This is a genomic window from Anaerobacillus sp. ABR4_321 (genome assembly GCF_056158505.1).
On record NZ_JBSWTK010000012.1, the window covers coordinates 58,124 to 77,961 of the forward strand.

General features: G+C 38.8%; 21 protein-coding genes. 2 read left to right on the forward strand and 19 right to left on the reverse strand.

The genetic code is table 11. The annotated features are described in order from the left end of the window. Positions 1–115: 115 nt before the first annotated feature. The 8 genes from ACXADT_RS22045 to ACXADT_RS22080 form a co-directional block, all read right to left on the reverse strand. Positions 116–343: a helix-turn-helix domain-containing protein gene (locus ACXADT_RS22045; protein ID WP_474834883.1), complete on the reverse strand. Its 228-nt coding sequence runs from the start codon at positions 341–343 to the stop codon at positions 116–118. A gap of 6 nt (positions 344–349) precedes the next feature. Continuing rightward, positions 350–493 carry a YvrJ family protein gene (locus tag ACXADT_RS22050; RefSeq protein ID WP_474834881.1) on the reverse strand — a complete coding sequence of 48 codons (144 nt, stop codon included), beginning with the start codon at positions 491–493 and terminating at the stop codon, positions 350–352. Next, positions 465–1,070 (reverse strand): sigma-70 family RNA polymerase sigma factor, encoded by a 606-nt coding sequence (locus ACXADT_RS22055; RefSeq protein WP_474834879.1) that lies wholly within the window; start codon positions 1,068–1,070, stop codon positions 465–467. The genes ACXADT_RS22050 and ACXADT_RS22055 overlap by 29 nt, the downstream gene beginning before the upstream one ends. Positions 1,071–1,217: 147 nt before the next feature. Beyond that, positions 1,218–1,757 carry an N-acetylmuramoyl-L-alanine amidase family protein gene (locus ACXADT_RS22060; protein WP_474834877.1) on the reverse strand — a complete coding sequence of 180 codons (540 nt, stop codon included), beginning with the start codon at positions 1,755–1,757 and terminating at the stop codon, positions 1,218–1,220. Between the two features lie 634 nt (positions 1,758–2,391). Then, positions 2,392–4,404 carry a heavy metal translocating P-type ATPase gene (locus tag ACXADT_RS22065; protein WP_474834875.1) on the reverse strand — a complete coding sequence of 671 codons (2,013 nt, stop codon included), beginning with the start codon at positions 4,402–4,404 and terminating at the stop codon, positions 2,392–2,394. Between the two features lie 169 nt (positions 4,405–4,573). Next, positions 4,574–5,248, reverse strand: a complete 675-nt coding sequence (locus ACXADT_RS22070) for a response regulator transcription factor (protein ID WP_474834873.1) — start codon at positions 5,246–5,248, stop codon at positions 4,574–4,576. Position 5,249: 1 nt separating this feature from the next. Next, positions 5,250–6,635 carry a sensor histidine kinase gene (locus tag ACXADT_RS22075; RefSeq protein WP_474834871.1) on the reverse strand — a complete coding sequence of 462 codons (1,386 nt, stop codon included), beginning with the start codon at positions 6,633–6,635 and terminating at the stop codon, positions 5,250–5,252. 161 nt (positions 6,636–6,796) lie between these two features. Further along, positions 6,797–7,126, reverse strand: a complete 330-nt coding sequence (locus ACXADT_RS22080; RefSeq protein WP_474834869.1) for a four-helix bundle copper-binding protein — start codon at positions 7,124–7,126, stop codon at positions 6,797–6,799. A gap of 268 nt (positions 7,127–7,394) precedes the next feature. Here ACXADT_RS22080 and ACXADT_RS22085 point away from each other — a divergent pair, with 268 nt between their 5' ends. Continuing rightward, entirely contained in the window at positions 7,395–8,834 is a 1,440-nt protein-coding gene (locus ACXADT_RS22085; RefSeq protein ID WP_474835138.1) for an MATE family efflux transporter, read from the forward strand. A 144-nt stretch (positions 8,835–8,978) separates the two neighbouring features. On the opposite strand, the gene ACXADT_RS22090 is transcribed toward ACXADT_RS22085, so the two are convergent. The 5 genes from ACXADT_RS22090 to ACXADT_RS22110 form a co-directional block, all read right to left on the reverse strand. Next, positions 8,979–10,100 carry a cell wall-binding repeat-containing protein gene (locus tag ACXADT_RS22090; RefSeq protein WP_474834867.1) on the reverse strand — a complete coding sequence of 374 codons (1,122 nt, stop codon included), beginning with the start codon at positions 10,098–10,100 and terminating at the stop codon, positions 8,979–8,981. 161 nt (positions 10,101–10,261) lie between these two features. Beyond that, positions 10,262–11,128, reverse strand: coding sequence for a cupredoxin domain-containing protein (locus ACXADT_RS22095; protein WP_474834865.1), 867 nt, complete (start codon positions 11,126–11,128; stop codon positions 10,262–10,264). A 153-nt stretch (positions 11,129–11,281) separates the two neighbouring features. Further along, complete coding sequence (locus ACXADT_RS22100) at positions 11,282–12,841, reverse strand: multicopper oxidase family protein (RefSeq protein WP_474834863.1); 1,560 nt, start codon at positions 12,839–12,841, stop codon at positions 11,282–11,284. 203 nt (positions 12,842–13,044) lie between these two features. Then, on the reverse strand, positions 13,045–13,266 hold the full coding sequence (locus tag ACXADT_RS22105) for a hypothetical protein (protein WP_474834861.1): 222 nt from the start codon (positions 13,264–13,266) through the stop codon (positions 13,045–13,047). A 56-nt stretch (positions 13,267–13,322) separates the two neighbouring features. Next, positions 13,323–13,595 carry a hypothetical protein gene (locus ACXADT_RS22110; RefSeq protein WP_474834859.1) on the reverse strand — a complete coding sequence of 91 codons (273 nt, stop codon included), beginning with the start codon at positions 13,593–13,595 and terminating at the stop codon, positions 13,323–13,325. A gap of 302 nt (positions 13,596–13,897) precedes the next feature. Here ACXADT_RS22110 and ACXADT_RS22115 point away from each other — a divergent pair, with 302 nt between their 5' ends. After that, positions 13,898–14,608: a cytochrome c biogenesis CcdA family protein gene (locus tag ACXADT_RS22115; protein ID WP_474834857.1), complete on the forward strand. Its 711-nt coding sequence runs from the start codon at positions 13,898–13,900 to the stop codon at positions 14,606–14,608. A 98-nt stretch (positions 14,609–14,706) separates the two neighbouring features. Here ACXADT_RS22115 and ACXADT_RS22120 read toward each other — a convergent pair whose 3' ends face one another. The 6 genes from ACXADT_RS22120 to ACXADT_RS22145 form a co-directional block, all read right to left on the reverse strand. Next, positions 14,707–15,450: a response regulator transcription factor gene (locus ACXADT_RS22120; RefSeq protein WP_474834855.1), complete on the reverse strand. Its 744-nt coding sequence runs from the start codon at positions 15,448–15,450 to the stop codon at positions 14,707–14,709. A 406-nt stretch (positions 15,451–15,856) separates the two neighbouring features. After that, on the reverse strand, positions 15,857–16,255 hold the full coding sequence (locus ACXADT_RS22125) for a DUF302 domain-containing protein (protein WP_474834853.1): 399 nt from the start codon (positions 16,253–16,255) through the stop codon (positions 15,857–15,859). Positions 16,256–16,369: 114 nt separating this feature from the next. Further along, positions 16,370–16,576: a copper chaperone CopZ gene (gene copZ / locus ACXADT_RS22130; protein WP_474834851.1), complete on the reverse strand. Its 207-nt coding sequence runs from the start codon at positions 16,574–16,576 to the stop codon at positions 16,370–16,372. Between the two features lie 27 nt (positions 16,577–16,603). Further along, positions 16,604–19,009: a heavy metal translocating P-type ATPase gene (locus tag ACXADT_RS22135; protein ID WP_474834849.1), complete on the reverse strand. Its 2,406-nt coding sequence runs from the start codon at positions 19,007–19,009 to the stop codon at positions 16,604–16,606. A 12-nt stretch (positions 19,010–19,021) separates the two neighbouring features. Further along, positions 19,022–19,348 carry a metal-sensing transcriptional repressor gene (locus ACXADT_RS22140; protein ID WP_474834847.1) on the reverse strand — a complete coding sequence of 109 codons (327 nt, stop codon included), beginning with the start codon at positions 19,346–19,348 and terminating at the stop codon, positions 19,022–19,024. A gap of 189 nt (positions 19,349–19,537) precedes the next feature. Further along, entirely contained in the window at positions 19,538–19,762 is a 225-nt protein-coding gene (locus tag ACXADT_RS22145) for a glutaredoxin family protein (protein WP_211201530.1), read from the reverse strand. Positions 19,763–19,838: the final 76 nt, after the last annotated feature.

Here is a 19,838-nt window from a genome sequence, read left to right on the forward strand (position 1 = left end):
GGTTATCGCAACGTTTTCCGGTGCGTCATCCCTCTATATCTACTAAGGAGGAATTACCTCTATCAAAAGACAACCTCTTTTCGAAAACGATTAAAATTATGATTTGTAGAACCAATCAAAACTGATGAACAGCTTGCCAAAAGTCGGGTGCCTCGTTCTCCTCAAAACGATCGATGACTTTTAGAATTTGAATTCTCAACTCTTGCTCCAGATCATCACGACAGGCGACGGGAGCGAATTGACTTGATTTTTTTATTTTTGGTTCGAAAAGGCGAAGAATCTGTGTCATAGCTTCCGGTTTTTGTTGTTTGGCATCTCGCGTCAAATATGAAAGCTCTCCCATTTCTAGTCACTTCCTTCTCTGAATCTCTCGAATTAAATTTACAACCATTTCTTCAAGTTGATTGAAGTTTCGCTCTAACCTAAATAAGAGATAAAATGTCACTGCGATCGGGAAGCCGAAATTACCGATTAAAGCGACCCATGCTTCCATCTCTTTCCTCTCCTTCCTCTCCTTCCTCCAATCGTTCCCGAATCTTTGCTAAAGATTGTTTTATCGTTTTTGAAACAGCTTGCTGGGAAACACCCAGCAAGGCAGCAATTTCATCGTGAGTCAAATAATGAAGAATATACAGCTCCAACATCCGTAGCTGTCTTGCTGTTAGATGTTTTAGAGCACCGTATAATTCAGGATTTTCAATGTGGTCAAGCAAATGACTTGTCTGACTAACCTCTTGGTCGTGTTCAGCCGCGTTTTGTTCCCCATAGGAGGTTTGCTGTGAGGCATCGCCTTCTTGACCCCCGACGGGTTGATCCATTTTTAAAAGGTAATACCTACGCTCCGTCTTTTCCTTTGATAAATAATCGCGAGCATGTCGCCATAGGGCAGTCGAGATATACTTTTTAAAACGAATTTCGTTATAAAAGTCTTTAAACGCATAATTCAATCGTTCTTTATTAGCCTGTGTCGGATGAGATACAGTTTTCAAGAACAAGTGATGATAATGTTCTTGACTCAAAAAGCTCTCCATCATTTGATGTGAAACCTTGCTTTCTAGTTGTGAATTCAATATCTATCCCTCCTTTACGAGTTCTCATCATATTTATCAAGGAGGCTTAATTTGAAACGGTATTTCCTTCATAGATGGCCAATACACATGATAAAAACAGAACATATGTTCTATTATAGGGTAAAAAAAATGAACTTACAATTTCCGTCAATTTACAGCCGCTCGTATACCGTTTGCAATCGCCTCAGATAATCCCTGTAAGAATTTTGGCTTCTTTAGTAACTCAGTATCATTGGACGAATCTAAGAATAGGTTTTCTAGCAAAACAGCCGACATTTGTGTTTCACGCAAGACAGCAAAATCCGCTTCCTTTTCCCCTCGATCTGATACACCATAATTAGATAAAAACGCCATAATAGCGGTATGAACGACATGTCGCTTTTGCCCTGTTGCGCTTTCACTCGTACCCGGGTAAACATAACTTTCAAATCCAGTACCACCACCTGCATTATGGTGAAGGGAGACAAAGTAATCAGCACCAGCGCGATTCGCTATATCCGCTCTTTCACTTAAAGGAATGAACGTATCGTCGTCCCTTGTCAACTGAACGTCAAAGTTCGAGTCACACCTTAGTTGTTGCGCCACACGCAGGGTTAAATCTAACGTGAGGTTCTTTTCAATTAACCCGTTTCCGCTGGCACCTGGGTCGTTCCCACCATGTCCTGCATCTAAAATAATTAATGTCATTATAAAACCTCCTTACCCTATATAAAGGGATTAGTACCCCTTATTTAACAACCTTTTACAAAAAATACTAAAATTTTTAATTTATAGTGGCTGAAAAGCATGAAAAAACCAACTCTTAGCCTATATGTTTTCAAGTACAAAACCACAATTGTTCAAGTGAATGGCTGTCTGGCTATACATATAACAATAAAAACACAAAATAAAACGGTTAGAGGCTGCGGCCACTAACCGTTTTATGTATGGATGGATGTGTTCAATCATAGCTCCCTTTAGTTGAAGAATCGAATTCGATATATATAATTAGGAATCCATAAAAGCATCTATAATTTCCTCCCATATTTCATGATACATAGTCACATTAATTAAACAACGACTGCCAAATATGGGTGATAAACAACTATGAGACTATCCTATTGTTTTAATGCAAAAGTTATTAGTACCATCTTATCATCTTTGCGAAGCTATGTTGCCAAATCTAATAATGTCTAATCTAACTTGTAGATTAAAGAAGCATAAAATAAGAAAGCCACGCTGAATACCTCCAGCGTGGCTATATATACGTTATGGCTATTTTTAAAAGTATTTCCTCTGATAGCTTATTGAATTTTCTACCAAGTTCTTGAGCTAAAGGTTTTTAAGTTTTTAATAACTTGGCATTAACCGCAACAATAACTGTACTTAAAGACATGAGAACAGCACCTATAGCTGGACTTAGTACAATACCTAGGGGATATAAAACTCCTGCAGCAAGTGGAATTGCTATTATATTGTATCCAGCTGCCCACCAGAGGTTTTGAATCATTTTCTTATATGTTGCTTCCGAGAGATTGATAATAGAAACTACATCTTCTGGATTGCTGTTAACTAGCACGATGTCAGCAGTTTCCATCGCGACATCTGTACCCGCGCCAATCGCGATACCAAGGTCTGCATTGGCTAATGCAGGAGCATCATTCACGCCATCCCCTGTCATGGCCACTTTTAATCCTCTTTCTTTTACCTTTTTTATTTGATCAGCTTTTTCATGTGGTAATACTTCTGCATAAACCTCATTTAATTCTAACTGCTCCGCAACCCAGTTTGCCACTTGCTGGTTATCTCCAGTTAGCATCATAGAAGACACGTTTAGGTTCTTTAACTGCTGAATGGCATTTTTCGCACTTTCTCGAATTATATCAGCCAGGGCGATCATCGCTTCTAATTTGCCATCGATCAATACAAAAACAACCGTTTTCCCCTGTTCGGCAAGCTCAGAATATGTTTCTTTTTGAAAGTCGATTTTCTCATCATTCATGTAACCCGGGCTTACGACCATCACCTTTTTACCTTCAACTGTCCCTTCTAGCCCTTTACCAGTAATCGATTGAAAATCTTCAACTTCATTAACTGAAAGGCTCCTTTTATTCGCTTCCTCAACAATCCCGCGTGCTATAGGATGCTCAGATTCCATTTCAACAGATGCAGCTAGCTGGATGACCTGATCTTCATTCTCGTTTTCAGTTATGACGTTCGTTACGCCAAACTTTCCTTCAGTTAGCGTTCCTGTCTTATCGAACACGACAGCTTCTAATTGACGCGCGCCTTCAAAACTAGCGCGGTTCCGAATGAGTAAGCCTTTTTTCGCTGATAACGCTGTGGATCTCGCTACGACAAGTGGTGCAGCTAACCCTAACGCGTGAGGACAGGCGATTACCATTACTGTTACCATACGTTCGAGGGCATACACAAAATCATACCCGAGTAACAACCAGACGATTAAGGTTGAAATACCTGCTCCAAGCGCAAGGTAAAACAGCCACTTTGCAGCCCGATCAGAGAAATTCTGCGTTTTCGATTTGGATTCTTGTGCTTCTTTTACCATTGTTACGACCTGTGAAAGGTAGCTATCCTTGCCTGTTTTTTCAACTTTTACCGTTAACGAACCTTCTCCATTAATCGATGCTCCGATTACTTCATCTTCTTTTCCTTTTTCAACTGGAACAGATTCTCCGGTCAGCATCGATTCGTCGATGGATGATTGCCCTTTGATAATCACACCATCTACTGGCACCTTTTCACCAGGTTTGATGAGGACGTGATCGCCTTCATTTAGTTCAGATGTAGGTACATCTTTAATTTCTCCGTTTTCCTCGATGCGGTGGGCTTCAGAAGGCATGAGCTTAACCAATTCCTCCAGTGCTTTCGATGCACCCATAACTGATTTCATTTCGATCCAGTGTCCAAGAAGCATGATATCAATTAAGGTTGCAAGCTCCCAAAAGAAATTCTTACCCGATAATCCGAATACTGTGAGTGAACTATATCCGTAAGCGACAACGATTGCGAGTCCAATCAGCGTCATCATGCCAGGATTCCTGTCTTTCAATTCACTCCAAGCACCTGTCAGAAAAGGCCAACCTCCATAAAAGAAAATGAAAGTTGAAAGCGCAAATAAAATGTATAAATCCCCTGTGAACCTGAGGTCGATATTAACAAACCCCTGTAACATTGGGGATAGAATAAGAACGGGTATCGTTATAAGCATAGAAATGTAAAACCTTTTTTTAAAATCTTCTACCATATGTGCGTGGTGTGAGCTATGATCGTGCTCCTCACTATGGTTATGTTCTGCGTCGCTATGATTATGTTCATGATGTGAGTGTTCCATATGTACCTCCCTCTCTTTTGTAATTAGTATTATTCTCTCCAATACAATTCTTTTTTCCCCAGAAATTATCAAGAAAGTGTGAAAACAAAAAAGCTGCCTGATTCGGCAGCTTTTGGGATGACGTATAAGTGTGCTCAATGAAATTCCTGCGTATTTCTCAAATCCTTACTCAATTCTTCCACTTATAGCCGACGCCCCAAATCGTTTTTAAATGCTCTTCTATTTGAAATCCAGATTGACGACATTTCTCTCTAAGGTTTCGTATATGGGAATTGATAGTACGGCCTTCTGTACTGGACTCGAATCCCCAGTTCAATTGAATGAGGTGTTCTCTACTGAAGACTCGATCAGGGTTCTTCAAGAAAAGTCCAAGAAGATTAAATTCGATTGGCGTCATTGTTATCGTTTTCCCTTGATAAGAAACTGTATGCTTGTCCTTATCCCAGGTCAACCCTTTAACAACGAGTATGTTTTCATTCACTGAACTTAATCTCCTGGAAACAGCTTCGATTCGTGCTAGAAGAACATCTTCATCGAATGGCTTCGTAATATAATCATCTGCTCCAAGCTTCAGTCCTTTGACGATATCATTCGACTGATCCCTTGCCGTCAGCATGATGATGGGAACATCCGATAAAGTTCGAATTTCCTTGCATGTCGTCCATCCATCCATTTCAGGCAACATCACATCCAATAATACGAGGTCGATTTTGTTCTCCTTTATCACGTCTAACGCTTCTAGACCAGAATTCACTTTGTAAGTGATATACCCTTGTGGCTTCAAAAATAATGCAATTAATTCTACCATTCGTTCTTCATCATCGACGATTAGAACTCGTTTCATGTTATTCAACTCCTGGAATGACAATTTTGATGGTTGTGCCTTTGCCGGCCTCGCTTGTAGCAGAGATTGTTCCTTCATGCTTTTCAATAATTTCCTTCGCGATTGAAAGTCCCAGTCCTGATCCTCCGTACTTTCGGGATCGGGATTTATCTACTCGATAGAGACGACCAAAAATATATGGAAGATCTTTCTCTGGGATACCTTCGCCTTCATCGATAACTTCTATTTGGAGATTCTTCTTTACTTGGACGGCTTCAATACGGACACTTTTTCCTTCTTCAGAGTAATTAAGTGCATTATCTAAGAGATTAAGTAATACTTGAGAAAACCTCTCTGGATCAAGAGCAATGATTATTTCTTTTTGACAGGAGGTAAACAAGTTTATCTCTTTGTTTTCGAACGCCGGCATTACTTTTTCTCTGACTTGATTAATGAGAGAGCAAAGTTCAATTTTCTCGCGTTCGATTAAGAATCCTTTTTGGTCCATTTTTGCCATATCGAATAAGTCTTTTACAAGGTTTGTAAGGTTTCCAGATTCCTCTTTAATAATCGTAAGGTAACGGTGTCTTTCCTCTGACGTTAGATTATTCCGTTTCGCAATATCGGCATAGCCATTTAAATACGTTAACGGTGTTCGTAATTCATGAGAAATACTTGCAAGAAAATCACTCCGTTCGTTCTTTAAACGAAGTAAGTCATTTGATAATGTTTGAATGGCTCTGGCTAGTTCTCCTAGTTCATCGTTCCGATCCTCAATTAAATAGACATCATGCTCTCCGTTACTCATCTTCTGAGTTGCTTCCTTCATATGTATTAGGGGTTTTGTAATAATCCGCGACAAGTAAATAATAGTGATTACGGTTAGAAATAGCGCTAACCCGGTTACAATGAGAAATTGAACGGTCAATTTATCACGTATATCTCTTATCCCCTCTGTATCAAGGAACATGTACACATAACCTACGGAATCCCCATTAATCTTCACTGGAGACACCGTGGAAACATATGGTGCTCTGACCCAATCCCCCTCAACAATTCCGCCATCAACTGCGGTTTGATCAACGGAATAAATGATTGATTTAATTTCTGTTGTGATCAGATTGGAATGGTCTAGAATCTTGTTTGTAGCATCGGTAATAACAACCTGTGTCTCAGCTTCAGATTCCATCAATGCAACATGACCTCTCGTAGCTTCGTCGAAATGCTTCTCTAAAACATCTCGGTGACTATTTCCACGAGCGATCAATGAATCAGTCTCTACCATTACTCTTTGATTTAGAAAACCAAAATATAAGACAACAAAGAGAATACCTTCTAAAAGAATGATGCTCGTTAGAAATAAGAATCCTAGCTTTGTCGCTAATTTATTCTTTCGTTTGAATCGCATAGTTAACCCCTTTTAACATTTATCTTACCAATAGTATATCGAGAATTTGTGCATCACGCTTAACCAACTATTTTATCTAATAATAACGTCCAATAGCATAATAAAAAAGCTACAACGACCATGAACGGTCGTTGTAGCTTCTGTTTAAGTACGCGGTTTTATTATGCTGCTAGTTTTTTACACTCTTCCGCACACTTGAAACAAGCGTCTGCGCATTCCTGGCAATGCTTATGATCATGTTTCTTACACTCATTACCACACGCTTCACAAATAGCTGCACATGCTTGAGCAAGCTCAGCGGCAAATGGTGTACCTCTTACTAGTGATTGTTCAAGGAATCCACAAATATCTGCACATTCGCGATCCATACGAATACATTCAGCCATCATCTTAACATCGTCTTCTTTTAGACAAGAATCGTAACAATGGTTACATGCGGTCATACATTCGTGAAGCGTTTTTATCATAGATCCATATTTTTCGTGTGACATAATCAAATTCCTCCTTAAAGTTTGTTTACACTCGGATATTTTGCCTGATTCGTTATGATTAAAACGTGAAATTGAAAATAATTAGTTATTTTCGAAATTTCATTGTTTATGCACAGTTTCTCCATATTTTTTGGTTATTTATAAACGTTACATTAAAAACACTATGTAAGTGTTGATTTAGATTATTCGAGTAAAAGGTAGGTTTCTGAGTCAAAAATTAAGAATTCAAGCTTTGTTTTAAAAAGGAGGTTGCAGTAGAATGTCGATGATGAACAATACGGAGAAAATCGACAGTAACCAGGCTACAAATGGAAAGAAAGTGAAGATCATCTTACTACTTGCTTTACCAGCGATTATTGAGAATTTCTTTCAAACGATCCTTGGGTTTGTTGATACATATTTCGTATCGAAGCTAGGCTTGATCGAAGTATCAGCTGTTGGGGTGTCGAATGCCCTACTGGCTATTTATTTTGCATTATTTATGGCTCTTGGAGTAGCAGCTAACGTCTATATCGCAAATTTCATTGGAGCAAATAAGTTTGAGAAAGCGAGACATATTGCTCAACAGTCGATTATAATCTCAATCGCTTTCGGCCTACTGACTGGAATCGTAACCTTGTTATTTGCTGAACCATTACTTAAATTGATGGGTATTGAAGACAATGTCCTGGATGCTGGAGCGACATACTTTCGAATCGTCGCTATTCCATCTGTTTTCATGTCATTAATGTTTGTGATCAGCGCAATACTGAGAGGAGCTGGAGATACGAAATCTCCAATGAAAGTCAGCATCTTCATTAACGGAATTAATGTAGCGTTAGATTATATCTTGATATTCGGCCTCTGGTTCATTCCAGCTTACGGATTAACTGGTGCAGCAGTCGCAACAGTAGTTGCTAGAATGATCGGTGCGATAGGTCTACTATTGTATACACAGAGATCCGAAATTCTGAAATTCAAGAAAGAGTACTGGAAACCAGATCCCGTCCATTTAAAAGAACTGATGGAATTAGGTAGCCCCGCTGCAGGTGAGCGGTTGATCATGAGGGCAGGACAAATTATATATTTCGGATTTGTTGTTACACTCGGAACAAACGTATTTGCTGCACATCAAATTGCAGGAAACATCGAGGTGTTTTCTTATATGATGGGATATGGATTCGCCACTGCAGCAACGATCCTCGTGGGCCAACAAATCGGTGCAGGTCGTTTAAAAGAAGCGAAACAGTATGCAAAACTTAGTTTGTTCCTAGCTATCGGTGTGATGACACTGTTCGGTGGTGTTTTATTTTTTGCAGGGGAATGGGCCGGTACATTCTTTTCTGAAGATCAAAATGTTACTAAAAATATAGGGACTGCCCTAAAAGTTTCCGGCGTTTTTCAACCATTTCTTGCAGCTGTGTTAATTCTAACTGGTGCTTTTCAGGGAGCAAATAATACTAAATTTCCGATGTACTTAACCGGAATCGGAATGTGGGCTATTCGAACATTATTTGTTTACTTATTAGGAATTAAATTAGGCATGGGATTAATGGGAGTATGGATCGCGATAGGACTCGATATTGGATTTAGAGCAATCGTCCTTGCTATTCAATTTAGTCGAGACAAGTGGATTATTCAAAAAGTGGATCCTAAAGAAGATCCAGAAGCTCATTGCCATCCGGAAACAACGAAAGACGATTTACCTGCTTGCGTTAACAGTTATTAATTTTTCAAACTTTGTTAGCTTATATTTTTGGGACCATTGATTATCTTAACCATTTTCTTGAAATCCCCCCGAATGATAGCTTAATACGTAAAAAAACTGATCCAGGAAGAGTCCTGAATCAGTTTTCATTATTAGAATGATACATTAATGCCCATGCCCAGATTCGGAAACGATTTCTAATTTATCATCGATAATACCTTGCGTTTGAAATGAAACTTCTTGCACAGTACCTACAAGGTATGCATGATTATAAGGACCTTTTGTAGGGTCATCATGGAAAGTTGGTTTTATTAATGCTAAGAACTCATATAGTTCTTCAGTCAATTCTCCATTTTCTAACCAGAGAAGCGGAGCGTGTTTACCAAGGTGTGAGAACGGAGCAGCTGGGATAGCCTGGTCTGAATTCGCGGTAGAGATGAGTGAAACCCCTCTACCTGGTTCACTGACACCCCACCCGAACCCGTTTTTTTCATCCTTAAACTTAGCGAAAGCTACCGAGGTGGATACAGGCTCTTCTCCTGAAATTCGCTTTACTTCTCCATATGCTCGTAGTTTTTCTTCTATTTCTTTACTTAAAATCTTTTCAGGACCTAAAAGATATAAATTGGCGTTTTTATTTCGCTTTTCCAATGCTTTTATCGTTTCATCGGGTAAACCGTCTTTTTTTACGTACAAGATAGGTTCTTGCATGTGAGCGATCCAATTTGATGCGATTAACGAATAATCCTTTGCTTCTTCTTCTTCAGATACGATTATGATACTGTTTGGATATTCACTGTTTGTAATCGTTGCATAACGTTCATCAATTTCAGCCGCAAACCCAGCTGAACTTTCAAATGATATCTTCTCGATATTAAACTCTTCTAACTGGCTGTACACTTTTTCTGGAGCATCTCCGACAATCATAATCTGTGTATCTTCCACGTTGCCTTTAGGTTTTAATCGAGTTACCTCATTTAAAACATCCACTGGCACTTCATTATGGTCGTAATACATAATCGGTCCATTATTAGGATGATGCACCAGGTCAACTGATGCAAGACCGATTTGCCACTTATCAAGTGGTAGTAGAATAACGGTCCCAGGTCTATTGTTGGCATGCGTAGATGGCCAAATCGTTTGTGAAACTAGAATAGAAGTTGTTACAGGATCATTGCTTGTTATCCTGGTTACATTCTTTGTATTTAACGTCTGAAGATTCCAGGAAGCTAATTCATTTATTTCCTCTGGAGCTTGCGCAAATTGCTGTTTCTCTTCTACTTTCATGACGACCCCTCCTATATGTGCTTCATTAGAGGGTATACCCTGTGTTTTTGCAGAAACTGTGCATTTTAAAATTCAACACCATGAACACGAGGCTCTGTAAATAATCACTTTGGCTCTTAATAAATCCAGTATATGCTCAGAGATCAAGCAGTCATTAAGTACTATGAGACGACGATACTACCGAACATGCCTGCTTCTTTATGTCCAGGAACTGTGCAAACATATCTATAGGTTCCGCTTGGTAACGTCACGTTATCTTTTGTTTCCTCTCCAGGCTGGGCATGGAGATGGACGAGCACCCCTTCAGAATTTGTTATTTCTAAGTCATGCTCACTATCCCCGTTATTCTTCAAAATCAGAGTGAATGGTTTTCCTTCTTCAATTCGAATAGCGGTTGGAGAATATGAAAAATCCGTAGCTATTACGATAGTTTGCGTATCTAGTTTTGAACTACTCTTATGTTCACGCCCTGTATGGTGGCTTAATGCAGCCTCATTATTAACCCCTTGGCTACCAATGTCCACGTATTCAAACGAATAAAACAGCACACCGAACAAGGCGACAAGCAGCAAAGGATTTCTGATCATCAATGGTAGTTTAATCATGAGCACATCATATAAAAGGTAAATGAGGATAAGTGAGAAGCAGATAAACATCCAAAACATATAATTTAGCAGAATAGGCACTTGATTGGATGAAATCATACCTCCAAGCATAGCTCCCATCATGCCACCCATCATCCCTGATAAACTTCCATCAAGAACAGCCATAATCGTAAACGGTAAACCCGTAATGAATCCTCCTATCAATCCAATTAATACACCTATTATAGTTGCATATAGGAGTCCTTGGGAACTTGTAACCCCTACAATCACTCCCCCTAATAAACCGATCATCATTCCAAAGGACATAGCTGTCATCATACCTGCGACTGGCGATAGTTTGGATCTATTGGTAAAAACAACCCTTATAACCCATAAAATAATAATCACTGCGAAAGTCATTTCTGCAATTGCACTCACACCCATTTTCCAATCCCCCTTAACGATTGTCCTCTTATAAGTATATAGAGAGTTAACAATACCCATGACAGATGTTAGGTGCAAAAAAAGAAGCAAACGTCTAACAGCCACATTTAGCTGTTAGATATTTGCTTCATTGGTAAGGCAAATGAATGCTTATTATTCTGGCATATTCTCAACATCCCCACTACTCTGATAGAATTCTTTGAAGTTGTTATATGTCACCAATGACATCATTCCGCTAGATGCGTGGTGTAAGTCATGACAATGTAATAACCAATTACCAGGATTATCTGCTAAAAAGGCAACTTCATAGGTTTCACCTGGTTTAACATTAAGAGTATCTTTCATGACCGGACCCCCCTGAAGTTCTTTACCATTTTTACTTAGAACCTGAAAGAAGTGTCCATGTAGATGCATAGGGTGTACAGATTTATCTTCACTATTATTTGTTAAGGTTACTTTCACTCTATCGTCTTTGTTCACTTTTAACGGTGGAACATTTGGAAAGGTTTTATCATTAATGGTCCAATTCATCTCCATAGATTTATGGTCCATCTTGACACCAAGATCCATATTGTATTCTACATCAAACTGATCATCTAGGGTAAATGGCCCATCTTTCTTTTCCCCAAGCTTGCCAAAGCCTATTACGTTATCCTCATCATCTTGATGGTTTGCCATTTTAGAAGAGTTTTCTTTTTCAAAAATAACGTCTATTTTCATAGTTTCTGTTCCTTCTATTTCACCATGACTGTCAATTGTGAAGTTCCCTACATCACCATCCGCAATAAATTCAATATCATATCGCTCACCAGGAGCTACTTCTATTAAAGATGGCGATTGTGTTTTAGGATTATTTATTTTCTGGCCATCCACGTGTGTGACACGATAGTCTACTGGAATGTGCATCTTATGTGCGACGTACCCGGCGTTAATAAATCTTAATTTCACATCTTCACCAGGTATTACTTTTATTGGTTCAATGCTTTCAGACGTTTTTCCATTAATGGTTAATAAATCATAAGAGCTCATATCATGTCCCATCATCGCATCCATATTTCCTGCATCATCTTCACCATGGTTATCCATGCCAGCATGATTATCTTCACCATTCTTCATGCTCTGGTCAGCAGAATCCTCACTATCGCCAGACTCCCATTCATCAAGGACTAGCGTATAATCTTTGTCCGCATTAACGCCATCTCTCGGCTCGACGATAAGAGTACCATACAGCCCTTTATCGAGTTGTTTGACTCCCTCCTGGTGAGAATGGTACCAGTATGTGCCTGGCTCATTCGCAACGAATTCATACATATACGAATCCCCTGGTAATACTGCGTCTTGGGTTACTCCAGGGATACCATCCTGTTTATTTGAGAGAGGAACACCGTGCCAGTGAATAGACGTAGGCTCTTCTAACTCATTTTTTAGTGTGACACGAATGGCTTCTCCTTCTCTAATGCGCAGTTCTTCACCAGGCACTGTGCCATTAAATGTCCAAACTGGAAGAATCAGATCAGGTCCAAATTCCCAGGTCGATTCCTCAGCAATCAAAGTAAATTCATTCACTTTCTTTCCATTGAGATCTTCCTTTTTTGCTTCCACTTTCCCTTTGTTGCCGTTGGTCGTTGAAGCCTTTTGCACAGAATTATTTCCTGCACAAGCCGTTAATACGATTAGTAATAATAAAAGCAAAGATAGCATTGCTTTTTTCATGAATGCACCTCCGTTAAGTATCTTGCAGAATGTATTATATGGAATAATTCTGCAGAGACTGTGCATCCTAAATGTTTTTTTTGACATATCTCATACACAAAGTTAACCCTATTTCCATCCGCATATCACCGAGAAAATAGGGTTAACTTAAAATAACTAATCCTCACGAACATTAGTCATTAAGGAGAAAAATTTATAAACATTTATTCCTTAACAACGATTTTACCCACCATACCTGCTTCTTGATGTCCTTCAACGCTATAGTAGATTTCATACTCGCCTGCTTCAGAAGGAGTGAACCCGAGTTTATTGCTTTGTCCAGCTTCTGCACTCACGTGTAGAGAGAACTCGCCCCCGTGTTTATGACCACTTTCCATGCCATCATCTTCATGACCTTCTTCTTGTTCTTTCATTGTGACTGACATATCTTTTACGTCATGAAACGCATTTCCTTGATTGGGGTTAGTTCAACTTTCTGTCCTTATTTAAGCGTTAAGTTAGAAGGTTCATAACCAAACTCAACACTTGAAACTTCAATTTTCTTACCATCATCTTCCGTTTTCTCTGTTTTAGACTTAACCTCTTCAGCCTCTTTTTCTGATACCTTTTCTTCAGAAGAAGTTTGCTCTGATTTAGAATCGGATTCTTCACTTGATGTTGCCTCTGAATTTGTATTGTTCGAACACGCTGCTACTATAATCACTAGTAGAATGGATAACATCGTAAGTAGTAATTTCTTGCTCTTACAAAACAACCTCCTGTGAAATGTGATCTATGTCGATAGTATACCGATTGTGACACGAATCGACATTACCTCAAAAGGGGATGATTCGAGCCAAAATAGGAGTAAAAAAATACTCCCCTCCTTCTTGAAACATCCTTAAACTCCTAAATATCGTGCATAAATTCTCCACATTTTTTTAGTAATCTTTGTGTTAACGTTTTAATAATTTTGGGAGATAGTGGTTTGAAGCTGTTGAACGAATCTAAGAAACCTATCATTCCAATTCGACTGAATTATTGAAAGTGATGTCATATATTATTGGAGGTGAAGGGATGGTCGATGTTAGCATATTTCTCGCTTTTGGGGCAGGCCTACTTTCGTTCATTTCTCCCTGTTGTTTACCGTTATATCCAGCTTTTTTATCATACATTACAGGAATTTCTGTAGATGAAATTAAAGAAGGAAATGGCATGTTACAACGAAGAGCAATATTTCACACCCTCTTTTTTCTACTGGGGTTTTCCATCATATTCATCGTACTTGGCCTTTCAACATCCCTAATCGGTACGTTGTTTATTACATACAACAACTTAATTAGAGAAATAGGTGCCATGATCATTTTCTTCTTTGGATTAGTAGTCGTAGGTATTTATAAGCCTGCCTTTCTAATGGGAGAAAAGAAAGTTGTTTTTAAAAATCGTCCTTCTGGATATTTAGGCTCTAGTATGATTGGTATGGGATTTGCAGCAGGGTGGACCCCTTGTACAGGTCCTATACTGGCAGCGGTCATCGCTATGGGCGTTTCAAATCCAAGTCAGGGCTTACTTTATATGATCGCTTATATAGCAGGATTTTCGGTACCATTTTTAGTCATGTCCTTCTTTATTGGCAGAATGAAATGGATTAAAAAATATAACAGGAAAATTATCAAAATAGGCGGTTATACCATGATGTTCATGGGTGTATTTTTATATTTTGATCTCATGACAAAGTTAACTTCATTTTTAGCAGGGCGTTTCTTCGATGGATTTATCGGATTTTAAATGAATCATGAAAGGCTGAGCGCTATATACTCAGCCTTTTTGTCAGTAACTATACTATGGAGCTAGATTTATTGTGACTCAATCACTTAGACTTTGAACTAATTTGAAGACTTACCTCGCACGATCCCTTCCTGTATCGCTTTAACAGCAGCTTCAGAACGGTTAGAAACTTGCAATTTTGAAAGGGTGTTTTGAAGATGCTTTTTGACTGTATGTGGACTTATATGAAGCTGATCTGCAATGACCTTGTTCGTATTCCCTTGAGCGACTAACTTTAATATTTCTTTTTCCCTTGTACTTAATAGTAATTTTTTTATTAATTCAAGAACACCCTCAAGCTGCGTTTTTTTATCTTCCGCTAATTCTCGTATCGATAGAATTTCTCTTGAAATTTTATATAGCATTTCTGTTTCATACTGCTTCTGTGCTGTTTCCTGGTATAACGTTTTAATTACATTCTCCATTTCTTTTCTAGAAGATAAATCCCTTACTGTAATTACCGTATTATGATTTGGGTCATCATGGTCAAGTATAGTGATACTGTAACTAACAGGAACGTTTGTCCCGTCGGCTTTCAATAAAGACCCTTCCTTAATCTTCTTAAACCCTGACTTAAAATCTTCAAACAGTGTTTCTCCTTTGATAAGTTCCATGACATGTTTGGAAGTAAAGCGTTCTCCCTCATCTAGCCCACATAAATCCTTTGCACCAGGATTCATAACACTGAGGTATCCCTTCTCATTGAACACAAAGATACCATCGATGCTTGCATCGAATATTTGCTTTGCTTCTCTTTCCTTTTTATATTTTGTTTTTTCGAGCTTTTCAATTTTATTGAACATTAGATTCCCAACAAGAATAGCACCTACTATAAACAAAACAGTAGAGATAAAAAAATCAACGTCGTGACTGATTAAACCTACCATGAATTTATGACGAAATAGTTCGAAAATAATAATTAAACCACTACTCGAGAGAATCGCTATTTATTTGAACTTCTTATAATTTTTCACTTTCTAAGCCTCCAAAACAAAATGTGCATTTCTTAGTATACAGAATGTGCAGTATAAAGAAACTTCACAGTAAATACAAAAGATATCAGAAAATCAGAGGGGTTATTTTTCAAAATTCTTATTCAGCTTCCCTCTCAAGTTGTATGATTTAAACACGCTAATTTAAAGCTGAATGTTCACATAAAAAAAAGGAAGTAATAAAATTACTCCCTTTCTTATGATAAGCTAGCTAACATTATCGACTGGAAATCAGCGCAGTTTCAATGGATGTCGTTAAACGTTTTTCAATATCACTCGCTAAGTCGCTCAATTTTTGATTGTTAATAAAATCAATTAAAGCAGTTGGCCTTGGCATACCAACAAATGTTTCACCATCTTCTTCGTAGACGACAATTTTACAAGGCAAGAAATATCCGACCATTTTATTTTCGTTCAACACTTGTTCAGCTTCCTTAGGATTGCATACTTCAAGTACACGATATGGCGTATTAAAATCCATTCCCTTTTCCTGAAGCTTACCTGTTAAATCAAAATCCCAGAGAATTCCAAACCCATCCTCTTTAAGCGATGTTTCAAGTGAACTCACTACTTCATCGATTCCTAAAGATGTTTTGAGCGTAAAATCAAATTTCATGACTATCTTCTCCCTTCATTATAATTTGTTGTCTGTTACGATACTTTAATAATGTCAAAAACCTGTGAATGAATTGAAACATTGTTAAATACTTATTTGTTTTAATTTTTTAAGCTATACCACCTCATATCCCTGATCTTCTACTGCTTCACTCATCTCAGAAACAGTAACCTTTGATGAATCGTATGAAACGTCGGCTTTCCCTTGCTTCACGTTTACCTCTACTCCAGATACACCATCTAACTCAGTTAAAGCTCCTTCAACCGCCATTTTACAGTGGTTACACGTCATCCCTTTGATATTAATTGTTGTTTGTTCCATTTTGAAATACTCCTTTCTAAAATAAAATTATATTTTAACTCGCTTCAAACGAAGTGAGTTCGTAACTACAGATACAGAACTGAAAGCCATCGCGGCACCGGCTACCCAAGGTGCTAATAGACCTAGTGCAGCGATCGGAATGCCGATAGAGTTGTAGAATAATGCCCAGAATAAATTCTGGCGAATGTTTTTCATCGTTTTACGGCTTAAGTTGATTGCTTTAGGAATATGGTCTAAATCCCCACCAACAAGAGTGACATCGGCCGTTTCGATCGCAACATCTGTTCCGGTACCGATTGCCATTCCTATATCAGCCGTTGCAAGAGCTGGCGCATCATTGATCCCATCTCCCACCATGGCGACTCCTTTGCCTTGATCCTGTAATTCTTTTACTTTATTTGCTTTGTCTTCTGGGAGAACTTCTGCAAATATACCTGTGATATTCACTTGTCTTCCAATCGCTTCGGCCGTCCGTTTATTATCTCCAGTAATCATATAAACATCAATGCCCAGATCTCGTAATTCCTGTATCGCTTGTTTCGATGTTTCTTTCACTGTATCAGCCACAGCAATGATACCCATAACCTTTTGCTCAATGGCGATGAACATGGCTGTTTTTCCCTCTGTTTCATAGGCTGCCATCACATCTTCATGATGAGTATACGCCACATTCTCGCGTTCCATTAGTTTTCTAGTTCCGATGAGAACTCTTTTGCCATCGATCATCGATGTAATTCCGTGTCCGGGTATCGCTTCGAAACTTTCTGCTTCATCCACCTTAATTTGTCTTTGTTCGCCATATTGGACGATCGACCTTGCAAGTGGGTGTTCTGAAGCTTTTTCTGCTGCTACAAGAGTGGCTAATACCTCTTCTTCTTCTCCTTCAAAAACAGTGAAGTCCGTCACTTCCGGTTTACCTTTCGTGATTGTTCCCGTTTTATCTAACAAGATCGCATCGACTTGGTGTGTACCCTCTAGAAATTCGCCACCTTTGAACAATACACCCATCTCAGCGCCTTTTCCTGTGCCGACCATAATCGAAGTAGGCGTCGCCAGTCCAAGTGCACATGGACAAGCAATAACTAGAACTGCAATCGCGACTTCAAGTGCCTGAGGTAAATCGTACGGATTCACCCATAAATACCAGACAAGAAAAGTTACCACCGCGATTCCTACAACGATAGGAACAAAAATACCCGAGATGATATCTGCCATTCGTTGAATAGGTGCTTTTGAGCCTTGAGCTTCTTCTACAATTTTGATGATCCCTGCTAATGCAGTATCTTTTCCTACTTTTTCTGCATTGATCGTTAATGTGCCATTTTCATTCATGGTGGAACCGATCACCGCATCACCGTCCGTTTTTTCAATCGGAATCGACTCTCCGGTAATCATGGATTCATCTACTGAGGACTTCCCTTTTTGGACGGTCCCATCGACTGGAATCTTTTCACCTGGCCGAACGATAATGGTATCACCAACTATTACCTGATCGACAGGAACCTTCACTTCTTCGCCATCTCTTAAAACACTAGCTTCTTTCGCCTGTAGGTTAAGAAGCTTCGTGATCGCTTGCGTTGTCCTACCCTTAGCAAGATCCTCAAACAACTTACCAACAAGAATTAGCGTGATTAAAATAGCACTCGTTTCGAAGTACAGTTCAGGATGATACCTCGGCGTAAGTAGTAATCGGATTCCTTCCACTACACTATAAAAGTAGGCAGCAGATGTTCCGAGTGCAACCAGTACATCCATGTTTGCACTTTTATTAATAAGCGCGCGATAAGCACCCACATAAAACGGAGCCCCTATATAGAACTGTACTGGAGTAGCTAATAAGAATTGAAACCATGGGTTCATGAAAAGTTCAGGTAATGGAAGAGCAACATCGAATGGAAGATGAGCAATCATGGTGTAAAGTAATGGCAGTGAAAGCAAGATCGATATCCCAAGCTTCACTTTTTTCTTTTTTATTTCTTCTTCCTTATGTGATTTCTTCTCTTCTCTATTTTCCTTAACGACTGCATCATACCCTAATTTTTTTACTTTCTGAATGATCTCTTCTACCGTAATCGTGCTCGGTTGATACTCTACAATCCCGGATTCTGTCGTCAGGTTTATAGATGCTGAATCTACTCCAGCGGTACGATTCAACCCTTTCTCGATTCTAGTTGAGCAGGCAGCACAGGTCATCCCATGAATGTCTAGTTCAACTTGTTCTTTACGAACCCCGTACCCTAGCTTTTCGATTTTGTTTACGATATCAGAAGCGTTTACTTGTTGTTCATCGAATTGAACATCCGCTCTTTCCATCGCAAGATTAACGTTTGCTTCAACACCGTCCATTTTGTTTAGCACTTTTTCAATACGCTGTGAGCAAGTGGCACATGTCATACCTGTTATATCGAATGAAACTTTTTTTGTACCATCCATTTTATCACCTTCTTATTTGGAGAATTGTTGGATTACTTTCATCAGTTCCTCTATATGATGATCACCGTCACCTTCTTGTATGGAGCTCGCTACGCATGTTTTTGTATGCCTCTCCAGTAAGGTATATCCCACTTTCTTTAATGCAGCTTGAATAGCTGATAATTGAATAAGGATATCAACACAATAACGATCATCTCCGACCATTTTCTGAATACCTCGAATTTGTCCTTCTATTCGCTTCAAGCGATTTTGTAATTGTTGCTTCTCTTCTTCCGTTCTGTCCTCAGAAGGCTGTTTATCCGGTTGAAGCGGAAGATCAAGGTCCAAATCATTATTCATCGTGGTCATCTCCTTTTATTTAACTTAACTACAATATACCCCCGTTAGGTATATAAGTCAAGTGGAACGGATTATACCTTAAGCCTTTTTCTTTATATAATTTTTATACCCTTAGGGGGTAAACATCCAAACATCCGTTTATAAAAAACCAATAACATAAGAGGGGCTGCCATTTGACAGCCCCTCTTGTTATTGGTTCTCAAGAAGAAGAGACTTAATCTCTTTTTCATTATTTTCAAAACCGGTAAATTTGTATTCTTTTCTTTTTAATCCCAATAATGAAACCACAGTGATGATTATTCCAGGAACAATTCGATTTCCAAGTTGTTTGATCATGTCTTCTTCTTCATGAGGAGAAGAGGATAAGTCGTGTTCTTCATAAGGTATCGATGAATTTGAAAGAAACTCTTTCAACTGTTGGCAATCACTTCAAGTTGGCCTTGTATAAACTGTGACTAATGTCTTTTTCACCTATATTTCCCTCCCTCTT